General features: G+C 48.3%; 19 protein-coding genes. 8 read left to right on the top strand and 11 right to left on the bottom strand.

Annotation, left to right across the window (positions count from 1 at the left end; genetic code table 11):
* Window positions 1–195: 195 nt before the first annotated feature.
* Window positions 196–780: a superoxide dismutase [Fe] gene (gene sodB, locus L3Q72_RS03905; RefSeq protein ID WP_275131359.1), complete on the top strand. Its 585-nt coding sequence runs from the start codon at window positions 196–198 to the stop codon at window positions 778–780.
* 101 nt (window positions 781–881) lie between these two features.
* On the opposite strand, the gene L3Q72_RS03900 is transcribed toward sodB, so the two are convergent.
* The gene (locus L3Q72_RS03900; RefSeq protein ID WP_275131358.1) at window positions 882–2,111 is read right to left on the bottom strand and encodes a sensor domain-containing diguanylate cyclase; all 1,230 of its coding nucleotides are present in this window, start codon (window positions 2,109–2,111) and stop codon (window positions 882–884) included.
* A 166-nt stretch (window positions 2,112–2,277) separates the two neighbouring features.
* Here L3Q72_RS03900 and L3Q72_RS03895 point away from each other — a divergent pair, with 166 nt between their 5' ends.
* The 3 genes from L3Q72_RS03895 (at window position 2,278) to L3Q72_RS03885 (ending at window position 4,837) form a co-directional block, all read left to right on the top strand.
* Window positions 2,278–2,904: a recombinase family protein gene (locus L3Q72_RS03895; RefSeq protein WP_275131357.1), complete on the top strand. Its 627-nt coding sequence runs from the start codon at window positions 2,278–2,280 to the stop codon at window positions 2,902–2,904.
* A gap of 35 nt (window positions 2,905–2,939) precedes the next feature.
* A complete protein-coding gene (locus L3Q72_RS03890; protein WP_275131356.1) occupies window positions 2,940–3,737 on the top strand; it encodes a siderophore-interacting protein in 798 nt (265 codons plus the stop codon).
* A 191-nt stretch (window positions 3,738–3,928) separates the two neighbouring features.
* A complete protein-coding gene (locus L3Q72_RS03885) occupies window positions 3,929–4,837 on the top strand; it encodes an AraC family transcriptional regulator (RefSeq protein WP_275131355.1) in 909 nt (302 codons plus the stop codon).
* Here the strand turns inward: L3Q72_RS03885 and L3Q72_RS03880 are convergent.
* Window positions 4,834–5,391 (bottom strand): XRE family transcriptional regulator, encoded by a 558-nt coding sequence (locus L3Q72_RS03880; RefSeq protein ID WP_275131354.1) that lies wholly within the window; start codon window positions 5,389–5,391, stop codon window positions 4,834–4,836. The two genes, L3Q72_RS03885 and L3Q72_RS03880, sit on opposite strands and share 4 nt — an antisense overlap.
* Before the next feature lie 436 nt (window positions 5,392–5,827).
* Here L3Q72_RS03880 and L3Q72_RS03875 point away from each other — a divergent pair, with 436 nt between their 5' ends.
* The gene (locus L3Q72_RS03875) at window positions 5,828–6,922 is read left to right on the top strand and encodes a NapC/NirT family cytochrome c (RefSeq protein ID WP_275131353.1); all 1,095 of its coding nucleotides are present in this window, start codon (window positions 5,828–5,830) and stop codon (window positions 6,920–6,922) included.
* 32 nt (window positions 6,923–6,954) lie between these two features.
* On the top strand, window positions 6,955–9,402 hold the full coding sequence (locus L3Q72_RS03870) for a molybdopterin guanine dinucleotide-containing S/N-oxide reductase (RefSeq protein ID WP_275131352.1): 2,448 nt from the start codon (window positions 6,955–6,957) through the stop codon (window positions 9,400–9,402).
* Between the two features lie 79 nt (window positions 9,403–9,481).
* Here L3Q72_RS03870 and sucD read toward each other — a convergent pair whose 3' ends face one another.
* The 8 genes from sucD to sdhC form a co-directional block, all read right to left on the bottom strand.
* Window positions 9,482–10,354: a succinate--CoA ligase subunit alpha gene (sucD, locus tag L3Q72_RS03865; protein WP_275131351.1), complete on the bottom strand. Its 873-nt coding sequence runs from the start codon at window positions 10,352–10,354 to the stop codon at window positions 9,482–9,484.
* Window positions 10,354–11,520, bottom strand: a complete 1,167-nt coding sequence (sucC, locus tag L3Q72_RS03860; RefSeq protein WP_275131350.1) for an ADP-forming succinate--CoA ligase subunit beta — start codon at window positions 11,518–11,520, stop codon at window positions 10,354–10,356. Before sucC ends, sucD begins: the two co-directional genes overlap by 1 nt.
* A 189-nt stretch (window positions 11,521–11,709) precedes the next feature.
* Window positions 11,710–12,939 carry a 2-oxoglutarate dehydrogenase complex dihydrolipoyllysine-residue succinyltransferase gene (odhB, locus tag L3Q72_RS03855; protein WP_275131349.1) on the bottom strand — a complete coding sequence of 410 codons (1,230 nt, stop codon included), beginning with the start codon at window positions 12,937–12,939 and terminating at the stop codon, window positions 11,710–11,712.
* Between the two features lie 53 nt (window positions 12,940–12,992).
* Entirely contained in the window at window positions 12,993–15,809 is a 2,817-nt protein-coding gene (gene sucA, locus L3Q72_RS03850; RefSeq protein ID WP_275131348.1) for a 2-oxoglutarate dehydrogenase E1 component, read from the bottom strand.
* Window positions 15,810–15,901: 92 nt separating this feature from the next.
* The gene (locus L3Q72_RS03845; protein WP_275131347.1) at window positions 15,902–16,615 is read right to left on the bottom strand and encodes a succinate dehydrogenase iron-sulfur subunit; all 714 of its coding nucleotides are present in this window, start codon (window positions 16,613–16,615) and stop codon (window positions 15,902–15,904) included.
* Between the two features lie 15 nt (window positions 16,616–16,630).
* Entirely contained in the window at window positions 16,631–18,397 is a 1,767-nt protein-coding gene (sdhA, locus tag L3Q72_RS03840; RefSeq protein ID WP_275131346.1) for a succinate dehydrogenase flavoprotein subunit, read from the bottom strand.
* Window positions 18,398–18,742: a succinate dehydrogenase, hydrophobic membrane anchor protein gene (gene sdhD / locus L3Q72_RS03835; RefSeq protein WP_275131345.1), complete on the bottom strand. Its 345-nt coding sequence runs from the start codon at window positions 18,740–18,742 to the stop codon at window positions 18,398–18,400.
* Window positions 18,736–19,128: a succinate dehydrogenase cytochrome b556 subunit gene (gene sdhC, locus L3Q72_RS03830; protein ID WP_275131344.1), complete on the bottom strand. Its 393-nt coding sequence runs from the start codon at window positions 19,126–19,128 to the stop codon at window positions 18,736–18,738. Before sdhC ends, sdhD begins: the two co-directional genes overlap by 7 nt.
* Before the next feature lie 380 nt (window positions 19,129–19,508).
* On the opposite strand from sdhC, the gene L3Q72_RS03825 reads away from it, so the two are divergent.
* A complete protein-coding gene (locus tag L3Q72_RS03825) occupies window positions 19,509–20,798 on the top strand; it encodes a citrate synthase (RefSeq protein WP_275131343.1) in 1,290 nt (429 codons plus the stop codon).
* Window positions 20,799–20,971: 173 nt separating this feature from the next.
* Here the strand turns inward: L3Q72_RS03825 and L3Q72_RS03820 are convergent, their stop codons facing one another.
* Window positions 20,972–21,727, bottom strand: coding sequence for a Nif3-like dinuclear metal center hexameric protein (locus L3Q72_RS03820; RefSeq protein WP_275131342.1), 756 nt, complete (start codon window positions 21,725–21,727; stop codon window positions 20,972–20,974).
* A gap of 261 nt (window positions 21,728–21,988) precedes the next feature.
* Between L3Q72_RS03820 and L3Q72_RS03815 the strand changes: the two genes are divergently transcribed.
* Window positions 21,989–22,249 (top strand): DUF5062 family protein, encoded by a 261-nt coding sequence (locus tag L3Q72_RS03815; protein ID WP_275131341.1) that lies wholly within the window; start codon window positions 21,989–21,991, stop codon window positions 22,247–22,249.
* Window positions 22,250–22,317: the final 68 nt, after the last annotated feature.

Genomic DNA, 22,317 nt, shown 5'->3' with positions numbered 1-22,317 from the left:
GGACATGTAACAGACGTAATCTGAGTCTTAAAAGTAAATATATACAACTTTTTTTGTTAATGGGCTTTTAATAAAGTAAAAAGTTGATAAACTATAAAGCAAGTCACCTTTATGACCAAATAAAAATACATACAAGATCAATTACTGGAAGCTAACGAAAGAGGTAACTCTTTCATATCAATGGAGAATCCCGCAATGGCTTTTGAACTACCTGCTCTTCCTTATGCAAAAGATGCACTAGAACCACACATCTCAGCAGAAACTCTGGACTTCCACCACGGCAAGCACCACAACACTTATGTTGTGAAGCTTAACGGCCTTATTCCAGGTACAGAATTCGAAAACAAATCTCTGGAAGAGATCATCAAAACCTCTTCCGGCGGTGTATTTAACAACGCAGCGCAGATCTGGAACCACACTTTCTACTGGCACTGCCTGGCACCAAACGCTGGCGGCGAACCAACCGGCGCAGTTGCTGAAGCAATTAACGCGGCATTCGGTTCATTTGAAGAATTTAAAGCGAAATTTACCGATGCTGCGATCAACAACTTTGGCTCATCGTGGACCTGGCTGGTGAAGAAAGCGGACGGTTCTCTGGACATCGTAAACACTTCAAATGCCGCAACGCCACTGACTGAAGAAGGCGTTACACCACTACTAACCGTAGACCTGTGGGAACACGCTTACTACATCGACTACCGTAACGTTCGTCCTGATTACATGAACGGTTTCTGGGCGCTGGTTAACTGGGCGTTTGTTGAAGAAAATCTTGCGAAGTAATCTTTAGCCAGCCATACAACACGCTGATAGTGGATCCCGGATAATTGCACTGCAATTTCCGGGATGACTCATTTTTAGAAGCAGAGAAAGACTTTCTCTGGTTAGAAACAAACCTTATTCTTACCTGTCTTTTTCGCCTGATACATTTTGTCATCAGCTCTCTTCAACAGGCTGTCAAACAGATTTTTCTGGAAAGGACTGCTGTTAATGCTGACACCGATGCTGACCGTTGAATTAATGGTCACATCCCCGCAGCGGCATCCACGGGTCAGACAAGCCTGTCGTATTTTTTCCGCCACTTTATTGGCATCATCAGTATCCATATCCGGCAACAGAACTAAAAACTCTTCTCCGCCCCAGCGAGCGGCAATACCGTCACTACCGACTTCTGACTCACACAGATGAGCAAAGGCCTTTATCACCTTATCTCCGGCATGGTGACCATATGTATCATTAATCGCCTTAAAGTTGTCGATATCGATAATCAGGCAGGCAAGCACATCAAATGCAGAAGCGTGTCTGGATAACCAGTCAAACACCGCATCACGGTTCAGAAGATCGGTAAGCTGGTCATGTGTCGCCTTATATTCCAGCACCTTTTCAAGCTGAACCTTTTCGGTGACATCCTCAACCACAGTCTGAACCGCGGGCTCTCCGCCCCACTCTATCCGGTTGTCGTACAGGTTAAAGGTTCTGGTCACGCCATCAAAACAGAGATTTTCAACCTGAATACTCCCGGCTTCTACTTTGCCTTCAATCAGGTCCTGATAACGAAGCCGTGCAGCAACCTGATATTTTTCCGGAATACAGCAAAAAATATTATCAAGTTTCAGAACGCTCTCTATCGATTGTGCGTGATAAAGCCGTACCCAGGCATCATTAACAAGCAAAGGTTTAAAATTCCGGTGGATCAAGATTCCCTGAGCCGACTTAGTAATCAGCTCCCGGTACTGCTTTTCGTTTTCCTTAATCTGCTTATTGGCCTTCTCAATACTACTCAGATCGACAACCGTAACTTTTAGCGCGGGAAGACCATCCCATTCAATAAGTTCATCCAGAGTCAGGACGGTAAACGGCTCCCCGTTTGCTTTGACATTGACATGTGTCTGAGTGGTCGACTTCATCTCCCCTTTCAGGAGCTTTTCGTTTGCGGCCATCGCTATTTCCCTTTTCTCGGGAGAAATAAGGTCAAGAAGCGTATCCACCTTGGAAGTCAGGTCACTGGCAGACTCGTATCCAAACATTCTGGCGTAATTATCATCTATATGAAGGGGGATGAAATTTCGGTGGATAACCACACCATAAGTTGATTCGAGGGTTATAGAGGACATGAGCAGTTACCAGTTAACACTATTCCCATCAAAAATAGCATTCATTGCGAAATTCTCAATCTATTAATTAATAGAACTGTGATATGAATAATTGGTTCATTTGGTGTTTACATTTCTATATGAACCAATTATTATGAACCAAAAAATCAAATGAACCAAAAAAGTTATGGCAGAAAGTAAAGTATCCGGCTACATCAGGATCTCTCCAAAGAATCCAAATATTGAAGATGATATCGCTTCAATGAAACAGCGCTTCCCTCAGCTTTCTATGTACGAGGAAAGAAAAATAAGAGGTTTTGTTGCAGCAGAAGAACGCCCGGTATTGCAGAAGATGCTCAGTGAGCTGAATTCCGGGGACACAGTGATTGTCTGGTGGCTTGATGTACTTGGTGGTCACTTTGCCGATGTCAGGGACACCATTTGCAAGATCCTTGATAAAGGTGCGAAGCTGCACACGGTTAACCAAGAGCTGGTGCTGCAACAAGGTAGCCCTGAAACAGAAGCTCAGTTAGCACTTCTTGAAGGAATGGCGTCATCAGAAAAAAGACGCCGCCTCGCTTATGCAGAAATAAGCAGGCAGGCATTAAGGCAAAACCCGGATGAGTGGGCGAAAAAATTCCAGGGCCGACGGGCAAATAAAGAGCTTCATCACCAGATTGCCACACTGCTTCTGGAAGGCAAAACCCTCCAGGCCACCGCTGATGAAACAGGGGCCAGTATCTCAACGGTCAAAAGAGTAAAAAGCAAGTTAAAACAAAAAGCCGAGTCTCCTGAGATGAAACTACGCGGCTAAACCAGATAACAACAGATTTTAAAAGAGAGTCAGACATGAAAAAAGGTAAACCATCAAAAGCAACTGTAGTCTCCGCCTCGCTGGTAACACCCAATATGCAGCAGATCGTTTTCCAGAGCGAAAGCTTTGCTGATTTTCCGGATGAGTGTGAAGGCGGCTACATAAAGCTTATGTTCAACAAAGAAGGCGGTGTTGACCTCTCTTCTCTGGAGGAAGGCAGCAGACCTTTTATGCGCACCTACACCATTAAAAAATTCAATAAAGCTGAAAAAAGCATAGAAGTTCAGTTTGTAAGACACATTACAGAAAGCCCTGAAGGTGGCTTTGCCTGTAACTGGGCGTTTGAAGCACAGAAAGGCGATAGCATTTCAATCGCAGGTCCGGGCATTATTCAGGGGCTCAACCATGACGCAGACTGGTTCTTCCTTGTGGCTGATATGACGGCCCTGCCGGCTATGTCCGTAAAACTGAAAAACCTTCCTGCTGGTGCAAAAGGCTATGCGGTTGTTGAAGTAAACTCAGCCGATGATAAGCAGACACTGGAAGCACCTGAAGGCATAGAGATCGAGTGGCTTATTAAAGATGATGAAAGCGCTATTGCCGATGTCGCAAAAGGCAAAAAATGGCTGGATGGCGAAGCCTCTGTCTGGAGTGCCTGCGAATTTGATTCCATGCGCTCACTACGAGAGTACTTCCGAAATGAGCGCGATGTTCAGCGAGGTAATTCATACATCAGCAGCTACTGGAAAAACGGGGTTACCGAAGACGGTCATAAGGTAATTAAGCGTAAAGATGCTGAAGAACAAGAGTCAGGCAATCAGGGCTTGTCCTAGAATTCCCCGGGGTTGAGTGCTTCTAATTGGTTGCAGAACTCTCGTTCTTCGTCGTGAACCAATATAACTCTCTGCCTAGCGCAGAAATAGGCGAGATAATCTCTAATTTATGCCTAATTGTATCACTCGATTGAATTGTGCACTTCACAGTGCTACGTTGAATATGTGTTTTATTAAGCCGTGTAAGCTTTATGAGTAAAGAAATTATCAGGCAACTGATTGAAAGCAGAATCAGTGAAGATGGCATGTTTGAGACCGGTGTTAAAGGGGTGAAACTATTCCGGGAAACCCGCTCTATCCGGTGCACTCCGGCAGTATACGAACCCGTTGTCGCTGTTGTCGTCAGTGGAGCGAAAGAAGCAATACTGGATGGCAAAAGATACGTTTATGACAGCAACCAATACATGTGTTGCTCAATGTCGATGCCCGTTGAGGCCGGTGCGCCTCTTGCCTCTCCTGAAGAGCCTCTTCTGGGTGTTTATATCTCCCTCGATACAAAAGTGATGACTGAGCTGGCAATTGAAATGGAAAGTGCATCTGGTGCAATCCGCAAACCTACAGGTGGCCCGCTCCCTTCAGGGTTTGCTCTCTCACACTGGGACGACGCATTCACAGACGCACTGCTACGGTTACTGCAACTGGGCGATAGCCCTGCTGATACCTCAGTGCTGGGAGATGGCCGGCTCCGTGAGCTGTACTACACAGTGCTAAAGGGAGAGGCCGGTGATTCTGCCAGGCGCGCGTTTGGTATCGGCAATGAAATCGCCAGAGCCATAGAGTATCTGTCCACCAACCTGGATAAATCTGTCACCATCGAAGATATGGCTGCGCAGGTTGGAATGAGCCGGGCCGTGCTCCACCGTAAATTCAAACAGGCAACCATGATGTCGCCTATTCAGTTTGTGAAGTCGATGCGCCTGAATTCCGCAGCCATGAAACTGGCCGGCGGAATGAACGTAAGCACTGCCGCTCTGGAAGTGGGCTACGAAAGCTCTTCTCAATTTAGCCGTGAGTTTAAACGTATGTATGGACAGTCACCTAAGCAATGGGTGCAATCCATTCCTTTACCAGAAGGTGTAATCGACCAGATTTATCACTAATCGTAATTCACAATAATCAGCGCATTCACATCAGTATCGCCGGTATTGGTGTAGGTATGCGCATCCTTGGAGTCAAAGGTAATAGAGCTACCTTCATTTATGGCGTATGTTTTTTTACCGACAATCAAATCCAGGGTTCCCTGGTGAACAAAAATCTGCTCAGTGGTGCTGTTTTCATGGCTTGTGGGATCGGTATAGCTGCATCCCGGTTTAAAAACGGCGTACACCACTTCGTATCCGCTTGTTGGTGAGAACGGGAAGATACTGTAGATAATCATCCGGCCGTTATCATCTTCAACCGGGATCATATCCTTGATATTTTTCACATCATACGTGGAGCAAGGATTGGGATTATCCAGCAAACTTTCAAGCTTAATTTTTAAGCCGTTAGCTATTTTCCAGACGGTTGCAATGGTCGGCATGGATTCTGATCGCTCTATCTGACTTAGCATGGTTTTGCTTACACCCGTCAGGGAAGAGGCCTCACTCAGGCTTAACCCTCTCTTATTGCGGATACTTTTTAGGTTTTCTCCCAGAATCGAAAAATCTTCCATATGATCGCCTTATCTCTGTTTCTTATTTTAATGCCGCCTATATTTTCGTTATATCCCAAACACTCGACTCAAATTGACATTGGCAGGTTGGCAGATAACGCTATAGCGTACAAGCATCCATTATAGTGATTAATGGAATAACGTCACCTCTTAATCTAATCATGACCTACTGCGGCCAGACCGGAGCACTTGTATCTGGTGTGGTTGCCCCGCGATTTCATCATTCAGGCGAAAGATCTGAAAAAAACCACAAAAATTCACTCTATCAATAAAAAGATGTGATCCGCTATGTTGATCCAATAATCCGCTATAGCGTACAATGCGTTCATTATGACGCTCAAGCGTCCGTGATTGCGAACTATATGCAATTGCAAACCGATGTCATAACCGATGATGTTCCTGAAGTGCAGGAATTAACGATAACGAACACAGTGTAGTGAACATGAAAAAAACAATAGGAATTCTGTTAGCTGGTCTGGTAATTGGCTGGATCACTCTTGGTGGTACACAGGCAATTATGCACAGCACCTCAGACACTGAATTTTGTCTGTCCTGTCACAGCATGCAGATTCCGTATGAAGAGTATCAGGCGTCTATTCACTTCTCGAATGCTAAAGGTATTCGTGCTGAGTGCTCTGACTGCCATATCCCGGAAGAGCCGATTGATTATATCTGGACTAAAATCCGCGCCTCTAAAGACATCTATCATGAGTTTGTCACCGGCAAGATAGACGACGAAGAGAAGTTTGAAGAGCACCGTATGGAAATGGCGCAGATGGTGTGGGATCAGATGAAAGCAAACGACTCTGCAACCTGCCGCTCTTGTCACGACTTTGGTGCTATGGACACCTATGAGCAGTCTGAAAACGCCGTGAAGATGCACGAATATGGCCAGGAAAACGGCCTGACCTGTATCGAGTGTCACAAAGGTGTTGCTCACTTCCCGCCAGCCGCTGAGATGGACTCAGAAGCTTATGACAGCTTAGTAACAGAAGCCGGGAATACCCCGGAATCGGCTAAGCGTGTTTATACCGTAAGCAGCTCTGAAATGGGTGAACTTGGCCGCATCAATCCTGCTGTAGAGGTTGAAGTATTAAGTGCTAACGGCAACGAACGTCAGGTGCTTTTGCACGGCTATCAGATGCAGGGCGCTGAGCAGGTTATCTATATGGGTGAAGGACAGCGTTCCATTATCGCCTCTCTTACCGAAGCTGGCCAGGCCGCACTGAAAGTGGGTGAATTCAAAGCAGACGAATACGGCAACAATTGGCGTAGTGCCGAGCTGACAGCCACCATTGATGCACCTGTACTGCCTTCTTCTGAACCTTTATGGACATACGCAGAAGAACTGGACAACGTTTACTGCTCTGCATGTCATGCCAAGATCCCGGCAACCCACTTTACGGTTAACGCCTGGGGACCGGTTGCAAAAGGAATGGGCGAGCGAACAGATATCTCAGAGCTCGACCTTGAAATTCTTACCAAGTATTTCCAGAACCATGCGAAAGATGTCGCTGGCGCTGGTCATTAAACCTATTACTAAAATATACAAGGAACAACACTATGGATAATCTTACCCGCCGTAGTTTTCTGAAAGGTTCTGGTGCAACCGCTGGTGCACTGGCTATTACTTCGCTCGTTCCTATGAGCGTAAACGCAAAGTCTAACAAAGGTCAGGGAGTACTTACGGCGTCTCGCATGGGGCCCCTGTACGCAGTAGTAGAAGACGGAAAGCTGGTCTCAACTGAAGGCGCACTACCAAAAACAGTGCCAAACAGCCTGCAGCATACCGGCCCTGATCAGGTTCATACTAAGGCTCGTATCAAGTACCCTATGGTACGTAAAAGCTACCTGGAAAACCCTGAAAATCCGGCTAAGCCTCGTGGTAAAGACGAGTACGTGCGAGTGTCATGGGATGAAGCTCTGAAACTGATCCATGATCAGCATATGCGTATTCGTGGTAAGTACAGCGATGAAAGTGTGTTTGCCGGTTCTTACGGCTGGCGTTCATCCGGCGTTCTGCATAAAGGACGCGAGCTGCTGCGCCGTTATATGAGCCTTGCCGGTGGTTACACCAGCCACCTGGGTGACTACTCTACCGGTGCTTCTCAGATCATCATGCCTCACGTAATGGGTTCTATTGAAGTTTACGAACAGCAGACAACACACCCTGTGGTAATGGAAAACTCAGATGTTGTGGTGCTTTGGGGTATGAACCCGATGAACACGCTTCGTATCGCATGGACATCAACGGAAAACACAGGTATTGAGTTCTTCCACCAGCTGAAAAAATCTGGCAAGACGCTTATCTGTATCGACCCGATGCGCTCTGAAACTATCGATTTCTTCGGCGACGCTGCGCAGTGGATTGCTCCTCACCCGTTCACGGATACTGCCATGATGTTGGGTGTTGCTTATTCTCTGGTAGAGAAGAATAAGCACGATAAAGAGTTCCTGAACAAATACACCGTAGGTTACGACAAATTTGAAGAGTACCTGCTGGGTAAAACAGACGGTACACCAAAAACGCCTGCATGGGCTGAAGCTATCTGTGGCGTACCTGCTAAGCAGATGGAAGTGCTGGCTGATATCTTCAGCTCAAACCGCACCATGCTGATGTCAGGCTGGTCAATGCAGCGTCAGCAGCACGGTGAACAGCGCCACTGGATGCTGGCAACACTTGCTGCAATGCTGGGTCAGATCGGTCTTCCTGGTGGTGGTTTCGGTCTTTCTTACCACTACTCTAACGGCGGTAACCCGACCCGTGACGGTGGTGTATTGCCTGCAATGGGTGCAACGGTTGGTAAGGCTGGTAAGTCTGGTGCCCGCTCTGCATCTAAGGAAGCGGTGAACGCTGTTCCTGCAGCGCGTATTATTGAAGCAATTGAAAATCCTGGTATGAAGTACATGCACAATGGCCATGAGCTGACCTTCCCTAACCTGAAGATGATCTGGTGGACCGGTGGCGGTAACTTTACTCATCACCAGGATACAAACCGTCTGATCAAAGCGTGGCAAAAACTTGAGTTATCTGTTGTTTCAGAGATCTACTGGACAGCCGCAGCTAAGCACGCCGATGTGGTTCTGCCAATCACAACGTCATTTGAGCGTAATGACCTGACAATGACAGGTGACTACTCTAAGCAGCACATTGTTCCTATGCCTCAGGTTATTGAGCCTCAGTTTGAAGCACTGAATGACTTTGAAGTCTTTGCCCGTATGTCTGAGCTTCTGATCCCGGGAGAGGGTCGCAAGATCTTCACGGAAGGTAAAGAAGAGATGGACTGGCTGAAGTACTTCTACGATGAAGCTGCAAAAGGAGCAAAACGTGCCCGCGTTCGTATGCCGAAATTCCAGCAGTTCTGGAAGAAGAACGAGCTGATCGAAATGAAGCCGAATAAGAAGAATGCGAAATTTGTGCGTCATGAAAAATTCCGTAAGGATCCGGTAATGAATCCGCTGGGTACGCCTTCAGGTAAGATCGAGATCTACTCGAAAACCATCGAAGGCTTCGGTCTGAAGGACTGCCCGGCACACCCGACCTGGATGGTGCCTGATGAGTGGGCTGGCAACGCTAAGAAAAATGAGCTGACGCTGATCACTTCGCACCCTGCACACCGTCTGCACAGCCAGTTTAACTACGCTAAGCTGCGTGACGAATATGCGGTTGCAAACCGTGAACCTATCACCATCAACTCAGAAGATGCAAAAGCTCGCGGCATTGCAAACGGTGATCTGGTTCGTGCCTACAACGGCCGTGGTGAGATCCTGGTTGGCGCAGTTGTGACTGATGGCATTAAGCAAGGTACGGTTTGTGTTCACGAAGGTGCATGGCCGGATCAGGATGAAAATGGTCTGTGCCGCAACGGTGGCCCGAACGTACTGACCCGCGATATCCCGGCTTCGCGTCTGTCAAACGGCTGTGCTGCAAACTCTTCACTGGTTCGTATCGAGAAATACCAGGGCAAGGCTCCGGGGCTGATGGCATTCACACCACCTAAAAATGCCTAAAACAACATCATAACGGCTAGACAAAAAAAGCCCGAACCATGATAAGTTCGGGCTTTTCGTTGTCTCTTGCTGAGCTATATTACCAACCAGTAACTTCTCTCAGTCCCTTACCGATGTCAGCAAGGCTCTTAACTGTCTTCACACCGGCCGCTTCAAGAGCCGCGAATTTATCGTCAGCAGTACCTTTACCGCCTGAGATAATCGCACCGGCATGGCCCATACGCTTACCCGGAGGCGCTGTAACACCTGCAATATAAGAAACCACTGGCTTAGTCACATTCTCTTTGATAAATGCTGCTGCTTCTTCCTCGGCTGTGCCACCGATTTCACCAATCATAACAATCGCTTCGGTTTCAGGATCGTCCTGGAACAGTCTCAGGATATCGATAAAGTTAGAGCCGGGAATCGGATCACCACCAATACCAACACAGGTTGACTGGCCAAAGCCTTCATCTGTGGTCTGCTTAACCGCTTCATAAGTCAGAGTACCGGAGCGGGAAACAATGCCCACCTTGCCTCGCTTATGGATATGGCCCGGCATAATGCCGATCTTACACTCGTCCGGAGTAATTATACCCGGACAGTTAGGACCAATCATAACCACGCCTTCTGCATCCAGACGCACTTTCACATCCAGAAGATCCAGAGTCGGAATACCTTCGGTGATGGTAACAATAATCTTGATACCCGCATCAATAGCTTCAAGAATGGCATCTTTACAGAAAGGAGCCGGAACATAGATAACCGATGCAGTTGCACCCGTTGCTTCTACCGCTTCACGCACAGTGTTAAATACCGGAAGGCCCAGATGCATCTGTCCGCCTTTACCCGGAGAGACACCACCAACCATCTGCGTGCCGTATTCAATAGCCTGCTCAGAGTGGAATGTCCCCTGACCACCGGTGAAACCCTGACAGATTACCTTGGTGTTCTTATCGATTAATACAGACATTATTTACCCTCCGCTGCTGCAACTACTTTTTCCGCTGCTTCAGTTAGCGAGTTCGCAGCTATGATATTAAGGCCACTTTCTGCCAGCTTCTGAGAGCCAAGTGGAGCATTATTACCTTCAAGGCGAACCACTACAGGCACTTTTACGCCCACTTCTTCAACGGCACCGATAATACCTTCAGCAATCAGGTCACAGCGAACAATACCGCCAAAGATATTCACCAGTACTGCTTTCACATTTTCATCGGAAAGGATGATCTTAAAGGCTTCGGTGACACGCTCTTTGGTTGCGCCGCCACCAACATCAAGGAAGTTCGCCGGGCTGCCGCCGTGCGTGTTAACAATGTCCATGGTACCCATTGCAAGGCCTGCACCGTTCACCATACAGCCGATGCTTCCATCCAGAGCCACATAGTTCAGCTCCCACTGAGCCGCATGTGCTTCACGCTCATCTTCCTGCGAAGGATCGTGCATTTCACGCAGTTTTGGCTGACGGTAAAGCGCATTGGAATCAATGTTGATCTTACCGTCCAGACAAAGCAGGTTACCCTCGCCGGTAATCACCAGCGGGTTGATTTCAAGCAGCGCCAGATCGTACTGAGCAAACATATTGCCCAGTCCCATAAAGATTTTCGTAAACTGTTTGATCTGATCACCTTCCAGGCCAAGCTTAAAGGCAAGCTCACGTCCCTGGAATGCCTGAGGACCACATAAAGGGTCGATAGCGGCTTTATGAATAAGCTCCGGCGTCTCTTCCGCAACCTTCTCAATTTCTACACCACCTTCGGTAGAGGCCATAAAGACAATACGCTGAGAAGAGCGATCAACCACTGCGCCAAGATAAAGCTCACTGGCGATGTCGGATGCTTCTTCCACAAGGATTTTCGATACAGGCTGACCATTCGCATCTGTCTGATAAGTTACCAGGTTTTTACCCAGCCACTTTTGCGCAAACTCTTTCACGCCTTCTTTGGTTTCATGCAGTTCTACGCCACCAGCTTTACCGCGTCCGCCAGCGTGAACCTGACACTTAACGACTTTCTTTTCCGAGCTGATGCGGCCGGCTGCCTCGAAAGCTTCCTGTGGCGTATCACAAGCGTAACCTTCCGGTACCGGCAAACCGAATTCAGCAAAGAGCTGCTTGGCTTGATATTCATGCAAATTCATTGTGCTATTCCGTTAGTTTATCCCTTCAGGGATTTATTATATCTCTAAGGCTTTATGCCAATTCCGTTAATTAGCTAATCGCCTTCACGTTATAGGGTACTACTTTAACAAACACCTGCATAAAGCAGGCATTTGTAAAGAGTCAGATGTCGAGCCGTCTGACCCTTGATTTCTCAGGTATCAGAACGCTTACACATCCAGTAATAAACGAGCTGGATCTTCCAGTAATTCTTTGATGGTAACCAAGAAGCTCACTGACTCACGGCCATCGATTAAACGGTGATCGTAAGAAAGCGCCAGATACATCATCGGCAGAATTTCTACTTTGCCATCCACCGCCATTGGACGGTCCTGGATTTTATGCATACCAAGTATCGCTGCCTGAGGAGGGTTGATGATCGGTGTCGACATCAATGAACCAAAAACACCACCATTTGTAATGGTGAAGTTACCACCTGTTAGTTCTTCTACCGTTAACTTACCGTCACGGCCCTTAATTGCAAGATCTTTAATGCCTTTTTCTATATCTGCCATGCCTAAAGTGTCACAATCCTTAAGAACCGGCGTGACCAGACCACGCGGAGTAGACACCGCCATGCTGATATCGAAGAAGTTGTGGTAAACAATATCTTCACCATCAATGGACGCATTTACCTCAGGGAAACGCTTCAGCGCTTCAGTTACCGCCTTCACATAGAAGGACATAAAGCCCAGACGCACACCATGGCGCTCTTCAAACTGGTCCTTATACTGCTTGCGAAGATCCATGATTGGCCTCATGTTCACTTCGTTAAAGGTGGTCAGCATGGCTGTGCTGTTCTTCGCTTCCAGCAGACGCTCTGCAACACGCTTACGCAGACGTGTCATAGGAACGCGCTTCTGACTGCGGGCATCAGCCGGAGCTTCAGGAGTCGCAGCCTGCTCTGCCACAGGGGCCGGAGCTGGCGCCGGTTCTTCAACTGGTTTACTTGCCAGAAAGTTTTCCACGTCTTCGCGGATAATACGTCCGCCAACGCCGGTTCCCTTAATCTGATGAGGATCCAGACCATGCTCATCAATCAGGCGGCGTACTGCCGGGCTAAGCCAGTCGTTGGTCTCTTCTGTCAGAGAGGCTTTATGGCGTTTGTCCGGTGAAGCTTCGGTGGTTTCTGTTGTGTCTCTGGTTGGTTCGCCGGCCACAACATCGGTTTTCAGCTTACCGATCACCTGCTTAGCAAGTACGGTGGCCCCCTCTTGTTCAATAATGGCTTCCAGTACACCCGCTTCCGGCGCAGGTACTTCCAGCACCACTTTATCTGTTTCAATATCAACGATGACTTCGTCCCGGGCAACGGCTTCACCTGGCTGCTTGTGCCATGTGGCAACCGTTGCGTCGGCTACGGATTCAGGCAAATCTGGAACCAGAATTTCAATTGTCATATCTTTTCTTCCTTTACTTCTAGTTCTAATAATTAGTCAGTATCAAAAATCACTCAGCCTAAAAAATTCAGGTTTAAAGCGTCTTCTACCAGTTGTTTTTGCTGTTTCAGGTGGACGGACATATAACCCACAGCCGGTGAGGCTGAGGCCGGACGTCCCGCATACTTCAGATCCGCGCCACGAATGGCATTGCGGAAATTATGCTGACTACACCACCAGGCTCCCTGGTTTTGCGGCTCTTCCTGACACCAGACAAAGTCATCAGCATTCACATACTTCTCGATAAGCTCCCTCACTTCAAACAGCGGGAACGGATAGAGCTGTTCAAAGCGGATAATCGCCACATCTTCCTGTTCATTCTTGCGGCGCTGCTCAAGCAGATCGTAGTAAACCTTGCCGGAGCAGAACACAATCCGTTTCACTTTCTTCGGATCCAGATCGTCTATTTCGTCGATAGCCGGCTGGAAGGTGCCTTCGGCAAGCTCTTCCAGTGAAGAAGTACAAAGCGGATGACGCAGCAACGATTTCGGCGACATCACCACCAGCGGACGACGCATAGGACGAACCACCTGACGGCGCAGCATGTGATAAACCTGAGCCGGTGTAGATGGCACCACCACCTGCATATTCTGCTCAGCACACAGCTGGAGATATCTTTCCAGACGGGCTGATGAGTGCTCTGGCCCCTGGCCCTCATAGCCGTGAGGCAGCAGCATGGTCAGTCCGCAAAGGCGTCCCCACTTCTGCTCACCGGATGAGATAAACTGGTCAATCACCACCTGAGCGCCATTGGCAAAATCACCAAACTGCGCTTCCCAGATAGAAAGTCCGCCCGGCTCTGCCGTTGCATAGCCGTACTCAAAGGCCAGCACCGCCTCTTCAGAAAGCACGGAGTCAAAGACCTGGAATGGTCCCTGCTTATCATGCACCTTCTGTAGCGGCACATAGACACTGGCATCGTCCTGATTGTGCAGAACTGAGTGTCTGTGGAAGAAAGTACCGCGCCCTGAGTCCTGACCGGAGATCCGGATGCGCTTGCTGTCATCCACCAGCGTCGCATAGGCCAGCACTTCTGCCATACCCCAGTCCAACGCTTTTTCGCCTTTGACCATTGCCTTTCTGTCTTCGTAAATCTTATTTACCCGACTTTGCAGCTTATGGCTTTCCGGATACTGGCAAATTCGTTCGCCCAGCTCTTTTAAGCGCTCAATATCAAACTGAGAATCCCACTCTTCGTTCCAGTCGCGGCCCAGATACGGATTCCAGTCCACCGAGTGCATCTCCATCGGACGCCACTCTTTCACCACAACTTCACCGTGGTCCAGTGCATCGCGGTAGTTGTTGACCATCTCAGTGGCGATATCAATGCCCACCTCTTCCCGCTCCATCAGAACGTCAGCATAAAGCTTGCGCGGAGTCGGATGTTTTTTGATTTTCTGGTACATCAGAGGCTGGGTAGCATTTGGCTCATCCGCCTCATTGTGACCGTGCCTGCGGTAGCAAACCAGATCGATAACCACATCACGTTTAAAGGTGTTACGGAAATCCAGAGCTATCTGAGCAACAAAAGCGACCGCTTCCGGATCATCTGCATTAACGTGGAAAATCGGTGCCTGCACCATCTTAGCGATGTCAGTACAGTACATGGTTGAGCGGGTGTCTCTCGGGTTGGATGTGGTAAAGCCAACCTGATTGTTCACCACAATCCGGACGGTACCGCCAACCTTAAAGCCGCGGGTCTGAGACATATTAAAGGTCTCCTGGACCACGCCCTGCCCGGCGATGGCTGAGTCACCGTGGATGGTAATCGGAAGCACCTTGCTGCCGATTTTATCACCCAGCCGGTCCTGTCTTGCCCGAACCGAACCCATAACCACAGGATTAACGATCTCAAGGTGAGACGGGTTAAACGCCAGTACCAGGTGAACATCACCGCCCGGTGTTGCAAAGTCAGCAGAGAAGCCCTGATGGTACTTAACGTCACCTGTACCCCAGGTTTCATCGTGTTTACCGGCAAACTCATCAAACAGGCCCGCCGGTTTTTTACCCAGTACGTTAACCAGCATATTCAGACGGCCACGGTGCGCCATTCCGATAACGACTTCGCGCATATCGCTTCGGCCTGCGTGGCGGATAAGCTCTTTTGTCATCGGAATAAGTGCATCACCACCTTCCAGTGAGAATCGCTTGGCACCCGGGAATTTTGCCCCCAGATAGCGTTCAAGGCCTTCCGCAGCTGTTAGCTCATCAAGAAAGGTTTTCTTCTCATCAAGAGTAAAGGAGGGCTGACCAAGCACAGATTCCAGACGCTGCTGAACCCAGCGCTTCTGTTCGGTATTGGTCATGTGCATATATTCTGCACCGATGGAGCCACAGTAGGTTTTTTTCAGAGCATCAAACAGATCGCCAAGTTGCATGGTCTCTTGCGGAACAGCAAAAGAACCCACGTTAAAGGTCTGTTCAAAGTCATCTTCTGTCAGATTATGAAAGGCAGGATCCAGATCGGGACCAGCATCCCGCTTCCAGATTCCCAAAGGATCCAGATTTGCAGCCTGATGCCCACGGAAGCGGTAGGCATTGATTAACTGCAGAACTCTTACTTGCTTAGCATCGACATCAGGATCACTCACCTGGACACTGTAATGCTTTGTTTCTTTAGCGAGTCGCCGGAAGTAATCACGGACCCGTGAATGTGGTTGTTCTTCCACTTCTGATGGCTGCGTCGGCAGACCATCAAATACACGTTTCCACTCTTCACTTACCTGATCGGGGTCACTTAGATACAGTTCGTAGAGATCTTCTACGTAGGTTGCATTGGCGCCAGCCAAGTGTGAAGACTCGAGCCATGCCTTCATCACGCCGTTGTGCATATTTTCCCTTAATCAGTTGTATTGTTATTGCTACGCTCATTTTGCCTGAGCGACAAGAGCCGGCCCCTCAGAGCCGGCAATTTTTATCTGTTTTATACCGAACGCTTCACCAGCATCGTTTTGATATGGCCTATCGCTTTTGTTGGATTTAATCCCTTAGGACAAACACTTACACAATTCATAATGCCATGGCAACGAAAAACGCTAAATGCGTCGTCAAGATCTGACAGACGTTCATCTGTCGCGGTATCCCGGCTATCCACCAGCCAGCGGTACGCTGCGAGAAGACCGGCAGGGCCGATAAATTTATCCGGATTCCACCAGAATGACGGACATGAAGTCGTACAGCATGCGCACATAATGCACTCATATAAACCGTCAAGATGGGCCCGCTCGTCTGGCGACTGCAGATTTTCTCTTGATGGAGGTAAGCTTCCATCGGTTATTAAGTAAGGTCTGACTTTCGCATAATTATCATAAAATTGCGTCATGTCCACGATTAAATCGCGAACAACAGGTAATCCTGGTAATGGTCTGATTACTATAGGATTCTGCTGTGTAAGTTCAGATAACGGAGTGATACATGCTAGCCCGTTTTTTCCGTTCATATTCAGGCCGTCAGAGCCGCATACCCCCTCCCGGCAGGAACGGCGAAACGAAATGGAAGGATCCTGCTCTTTCAGTAAGATAAGTGCATCCAGCACCATCATATCCGAGCCTTCTTCCACTTCCAGAACGTAATCCTTCATATGCGGCTTTTTGTCCACATCCGGATTGTAGCGGTAAAGAGAGAAATTCAGTTTCATGTTTATGTCCTCCCCTTAGTATGTACGAACTTTTGGCGGGAACGCATCACGATGGACGGGCTCCATATTTACATCACGTTTCGACATATCTTCTGATACCGGATCATAGATGGAATGGCACAGCCACTGTTCATCATCACGGTCAGGGTAGTCAAAGCGGGCGTGTGCACCACGGCTCTCGGTACGATAGTTTGCCGCAACAGCTGTCGCAAACGCCGTTTCCATCAGGTTATCCAGCTCCAGACACTCGATTCGCTGTGTATTGAACTCTGAAGACTTATCAGAAAGGTGAGCCTCTTTCAGTCTGTCGCGAATCACTTTCAGCTCTTCCAGCCCGGTTGCCATAGCATCCCCTTCACGGAATACCGAGAAGCTGTTTTGCATGCAGGTTTGCAGATCTTTGCGGATTTGCACCGGATCTTCACCGCCACTGCTGTTTTCCCAGCGCATGGTACGGGCAAGCGAAGCTTCAATGTCCGACTCAGTAGCCGGACGCGCTTCCGCCTGCGCAGCCAGTGTTTCACCCAGATGCAGCCCTGTTGCCCTGCCGAACACCACAAGGTCGAGCAGCGAGTTACCACCCAGTCTGTTGGCACCATGAACCGATACAGAAGCAATTTCACCGCAGGCAAACAAACCCTGCACTTCTGCATCTGCGCCACTTTCGTCCTGTTTGATGGCCTGACCCGAAACCTGAGTCGGCACCCCGCCCATCATGTAGTGGCAAGTTGGGATCACCGGAATTGGCTCTTTAACCGGATCCACATGCGCGAAGGTTCGCGACAGCTCGCAGATACCCGGCAGGCGGGACTCAAGCACATCTTTACCAAGATGATCCAGTTTCAGTTTAATGTGCGGTCCCCATGGCCCGTCGCATCCGCGGCCTTCACGAATCTCTATCATCATAGAGCGGGCGACCACATCACGGCCGGCCAGGTCTTTGGCATTCGGTGCATAACGTTCCATAAAGCGCTCGCCACCTTTATTAAGAAGATAGCCCCCTTCCCCACGACAGCCTTCGGTAACCAATACACCGGCTCCGGCAATACCTGTCGGATGGAACTGCCACATCTCCATATCCTGCATAGGAACACCGGCCCGAAGCGCCATTCCTACACCGTCTCCGGTATTGATATGGGCATTGGTGGTTGAAGCGTAAATACGGCCTGCGCCACCGGTTGCCAGAATCGTTGCCTTGGCTTTGAAATAGAAAATCTCACCGGACTCCATGCAGATGGCAGTACAACCAAGGATGGCGCCATCCTGATTCTTCACCAAATCCAGTGCATACCACTCAGAAAATATGGTGGTCTTGTGTTTGATGTTCTGCTGGTAGAGGGTATGAAGCAGCGCATGCCCCGTCCGGTCTGCGGCAGCGGCTGTTCTTGCTGCCTGCTCACCGCCAAACTCTTTTGACTGCCCGCCGAAAGGGCGCTGGTAAATGGTGCCGTTGTCAAAACGAGAGAATGGCAGCCCCATTTTCTCTAACTCAATAACCGACTCAGGACCGTTTTTACACATATATTCGATAGCGTCCTGATCCCCGATATAGTCGGAGCCCTTTACGGTATCGTACATATGCCACTGCCAGTCATCTTTATGGGAATTACCCAGAGCGACGGTAATCCCTCCCTGCGCAGACACAGTATGAGAACGGGTTGGAAAAACTTTAGAAAGCAGTGCACATGTCAGGCCCTGCTCAGATATCTGAAGAGCTGCGCGCATACCCGCACCGCCCGCGCCGATCACCACGGCATCGAATTCACGAACTGGAATAGTCACTTAAGCACCCCACAATATAAACAGACCAGAGAAGAAGTAGATCAACAAAACAGCCACAATAACCAACTGTAAGGCACCACGTAACAAGGTGGGCTTAACGTAATCGGTCAGTACCTGCCACAAGCCTATCCAGCCATGGATAAGGATTGAGGTCAGTGCCAGCATTGAAAATGCTCTGGTAAAGGTGCCGGAGAAAAATGCCATCCAGATATTGTAATCGATATCATTAAAGGTAAAAAAACCGACTAAATAGATGGTGTACAGAGTTAAAATAATCGCAGTGGCACGAATCAGCAGGAAATCGTGCACACCATTTCGTCCAACAGAGGAGACATGTCTTACCATACCAGGATACCTCCGAGTAATGACAGAACCACTGTCGCGCCAAACGAAACCTTAGCGGTCATCTCGCCGGATTCCAGATCTTCATAACGGCCTGAGTCCATTATCAGATGCCGGATACCACCAACGATATGATAGGCAAGTGCGGTTACAATCCCCCACAGAATTAGTTTCACAAAAAAGTTGTCCACTAAATCCGCAGCCTGAGAAAAGCCGACAGGGGAAGAGAGGGAGAGGGACAGCAGCCAAAGCAGAATCCCGACAGCTACAAAAGTGATCACCCCGGACACTCGGTGCAGGATGGATGCAATTGCAGTAATCGGAAAGCGTATGGTCTGCAGATCCAGATTTACAGGTCTTGACTTACTTTCTTTCACGGGCTTGCTCACTCAGCTCCATTGAGCATTGTAGTTATGTTTAAACCCCTGCAATTTAACATTAACTTTACATTTGCACGCTAATACGCCATTATTGACAGGCCAAAATGTAAAGTAAATGTTATATTAAGCTCAAAGTTATCATTATCTATATTTCTTTCAAGCCTTGAATTTATAAGGGGTTAGTGTTGAGTTCAGGCTCACTATAAGAGTAGCAACACATTAATACAACAGATGTAACATTTTTTGTTACTTGGAACATATTTTTAACTTACAAAGCGTGTAAAAGTGCACACAAAACAGGAGAAAAATTGACTTTAAGCCCGATCATGAGTAAAAAAATGACTCACAAATGTCCCGGATGGACTAAATAATATACAAAGGAGATTGTTATGGCAGATAAGAAAGCGACCCTTCATGTAGAAGGTAAAGCTCCAATCGAGCTGCCAATTATGGACGGAACATTAGGTCCGGAAGTAATTGACGTTCGTAAACTGGGTGCCAATGGTTACTTTACTTTTGACCCTGGTTTTCTTGCCACTGCATCTTGTGAATCCCAAATCACTTTTATCGACGGCGGAAAAGGTGTCTTGCTGCACCGTGGTTTCCCTATCGACCAACTTGCTAATAATGCGGATTATCTGGAAGTTTGCTATATCCTGCTTTATGGAGAAGCTCCAAACCGCAAAGAGTACGACGAGTTCAAGAAAATTGTTACGCGCCACACCATGGTTCATGAGCAGATTGCCAGCTTCTTCCATGGCTTCCGTCGTGACGCACACCCAATGGCGATTATGGTGGGGGTTGTAGGTGCCCTTGCAGCTTTCTATCACGATTCTCTGGATATCAATAACGATAGCCACCGTGAGATCGCAGCATTCCGCCTGTTGTCTAAAATGCCGACTCTGGCTGCAATGTGTTACAAATATTCCATTGGCCAGCCGTTTATCTATCCTAGAAACGACCTTAGCTACGCGGAAAACTTCCTTCACATGATGTTTGCTAACCCATGTGAAGAGTACGAAGTCAACCCGGTTATTGCTCGCGCTATGGATAAGATCTTTACCCTTCATGCCGACCATGAACAGAATGCTTCAACTTCAACTGTTCGTCTTGCAGGCTCTTCGGGCGCTAACCCGTTCGCCTGTATCTCTGCCGGTATCGCGTCTCTTTGGGGGCCTGCACACGGCGGTGCAAACGAAGCCTGTCTGAAGATGCTGGAAGAGATCGGTGATGTTGATAAGATCCCTGAGTACGTTGCACGTGCAAAAGACAAGGATGACCCGTTCCGTCTAATGGGCTTCGGTCACCGTGTTTACAGAAACTACGACCCGCGCGCAACCGTAATGCGCGAAGCGTGTCACGAAGTTCTGAAAGAGCTGAATATCGAAGATCCGCTACTGGCAGTAGCCATGGAACTTGAGCGTATCGCACTTTCCGATGAATACTTCGTTGAGAAGAAACTGTACCCGAACGTAGACTTCTACTCAGGTATCATCCTGAAAGCTATCGGTATCCCGGTTTCCATGTTCACCGTAATCTTCGCCCTATCACGCACAGTAGGCTGGATAGCCCACTGGAGCGAAATGCACAGCAGCCCGGACAACCGCATCGGCCGCCCACGTCAGCTTTATACTGGTCAGCCAATGAGGGATTTTAAGCCGTTGCATGAGCGCGAGTAGCTATAAGGTTAGTTACGTAAATTGGATAAGAACCTCGCTGGGAATGCGGGGTTTCTTTTTTCAGGGCCCTAGGCCCTGGGAACGGACTTCGTCCTATAGGTCCTGGGAAAGTGGGTATAATTAGTATTTTCCCAGGGCCGAGGGCCCAGAAACCCAGAGCCCCAGGCCCTTATTTAAACCGGATTCCCCACATCCACAAACTCCACATAAACCCCATGCTCTTTCGCCAGCCATTCCCCCAGCGCTTTAACACCGTAACGTTCGGTTGCATGATGCCCTGCGCTAAAGTAATGAATACCCAGCTCGCGGGCTATGTGTGTAGTTCTTTCTGAAATCTCGCCGGAGATAAAGGCATCCAGGCCCTGTTGTGCGGCGAGTTCAATATAATCCTGACCGCCGCCAGTGCACCAGCCTACTTTTTTGATTGGTTTATCGAATTCAGGAGCAATGTATAACGGCTCGCGATCCAGCGCTGTGGTGATCCGGCTGGCCAGCTCATCGGCCATAATAGGTTCTGCCAGTGAACCGTGAAGTGCAACTGACTGAGGTGTCGGCTCCAGTCCGCCTTCTATTTTGATATCCAGCAATTCTGCCAGTTTGACGTTGTTACCCAGCTCAGGGTGAATATCCAGAGGAAGATGATACGCGTACATATTGATATCGTTTTGTATCAGAGCCTTAATTCTTGCCCCCTTCATACCGCGAATAGGCTCTGCTTCGCCTTTCCAGAAATAACCGTGATGAACCAGAATCGCATCTGCTTTGTGTTCAATAGCTTTCTCTATCAAGGCTTTGGAAGCAGTTACTCCTGTAACGATTTTTCTGACCTCTTCCTTGCCCTCTATCTGCAGGCCATTAGGACAGTAATCTTTAATTAACTCAGGGGAAAGCTTCTGATTTAGCAGTGTTTCTAATTGCAAGTTGTTCATTATGTGTTATACCCAGTTTATTAGCGCTCAGGTGATTAAAAAGAATAGCACATGAAGGCCGACTCACTAACTCAAATTGCACAATGGATAAGCAAACAGCCCGGTTCTGGATTGTGGTGCCGGCTAGCTGGCCTAATTAACCTCAGCTCGGGATACACAACAATTATCGCGCCTGTTTCTCCAACTTGAGATCAAGATAAACATGCAAAACCTCCTGTTTGATATACTAATTCTTCAATCAAAACAAAGGCTGGTCATAATATGTCGAAATCTACAAAGCTCCTCAACGAAGATAAGCTGGTTAAAAAGGCATTAGAAGTCGGTTTCAAGTTGGCAAAAATGCAGGGATTCGACTTACCTACTTCCTCCCAACCAATAAAAATTAAGGCCGTATATCTGTTTTTGGTCGAAGTGAAACAAATCACCCCTCTGCCCGAAGATAAGCTGGACGGAGCAAATATAAAAAAACGCCTGGCAATATGGATGCACAACGCGCTGCCTGATGATGATCCGTTAAAATAAAGACAAACAAAAACCCCGAAGAGCAATCTCCGGGGTTTCTTATTTCAGTCGGCAGACAAGGGTTCCCT

Source organism: Vibrio sp. JC009, assembly GCF_029016485.1.
Lineage (GTDB): Bacteria > Pseudomonadota > Gammaproteobacteria > Enterobacterales > Vibrionaceae > Vibrio.
Note: the sequence above shows the minus strand (reverse complement) of the source record. Positions and strands in the feature narration are given on the sequence as shown.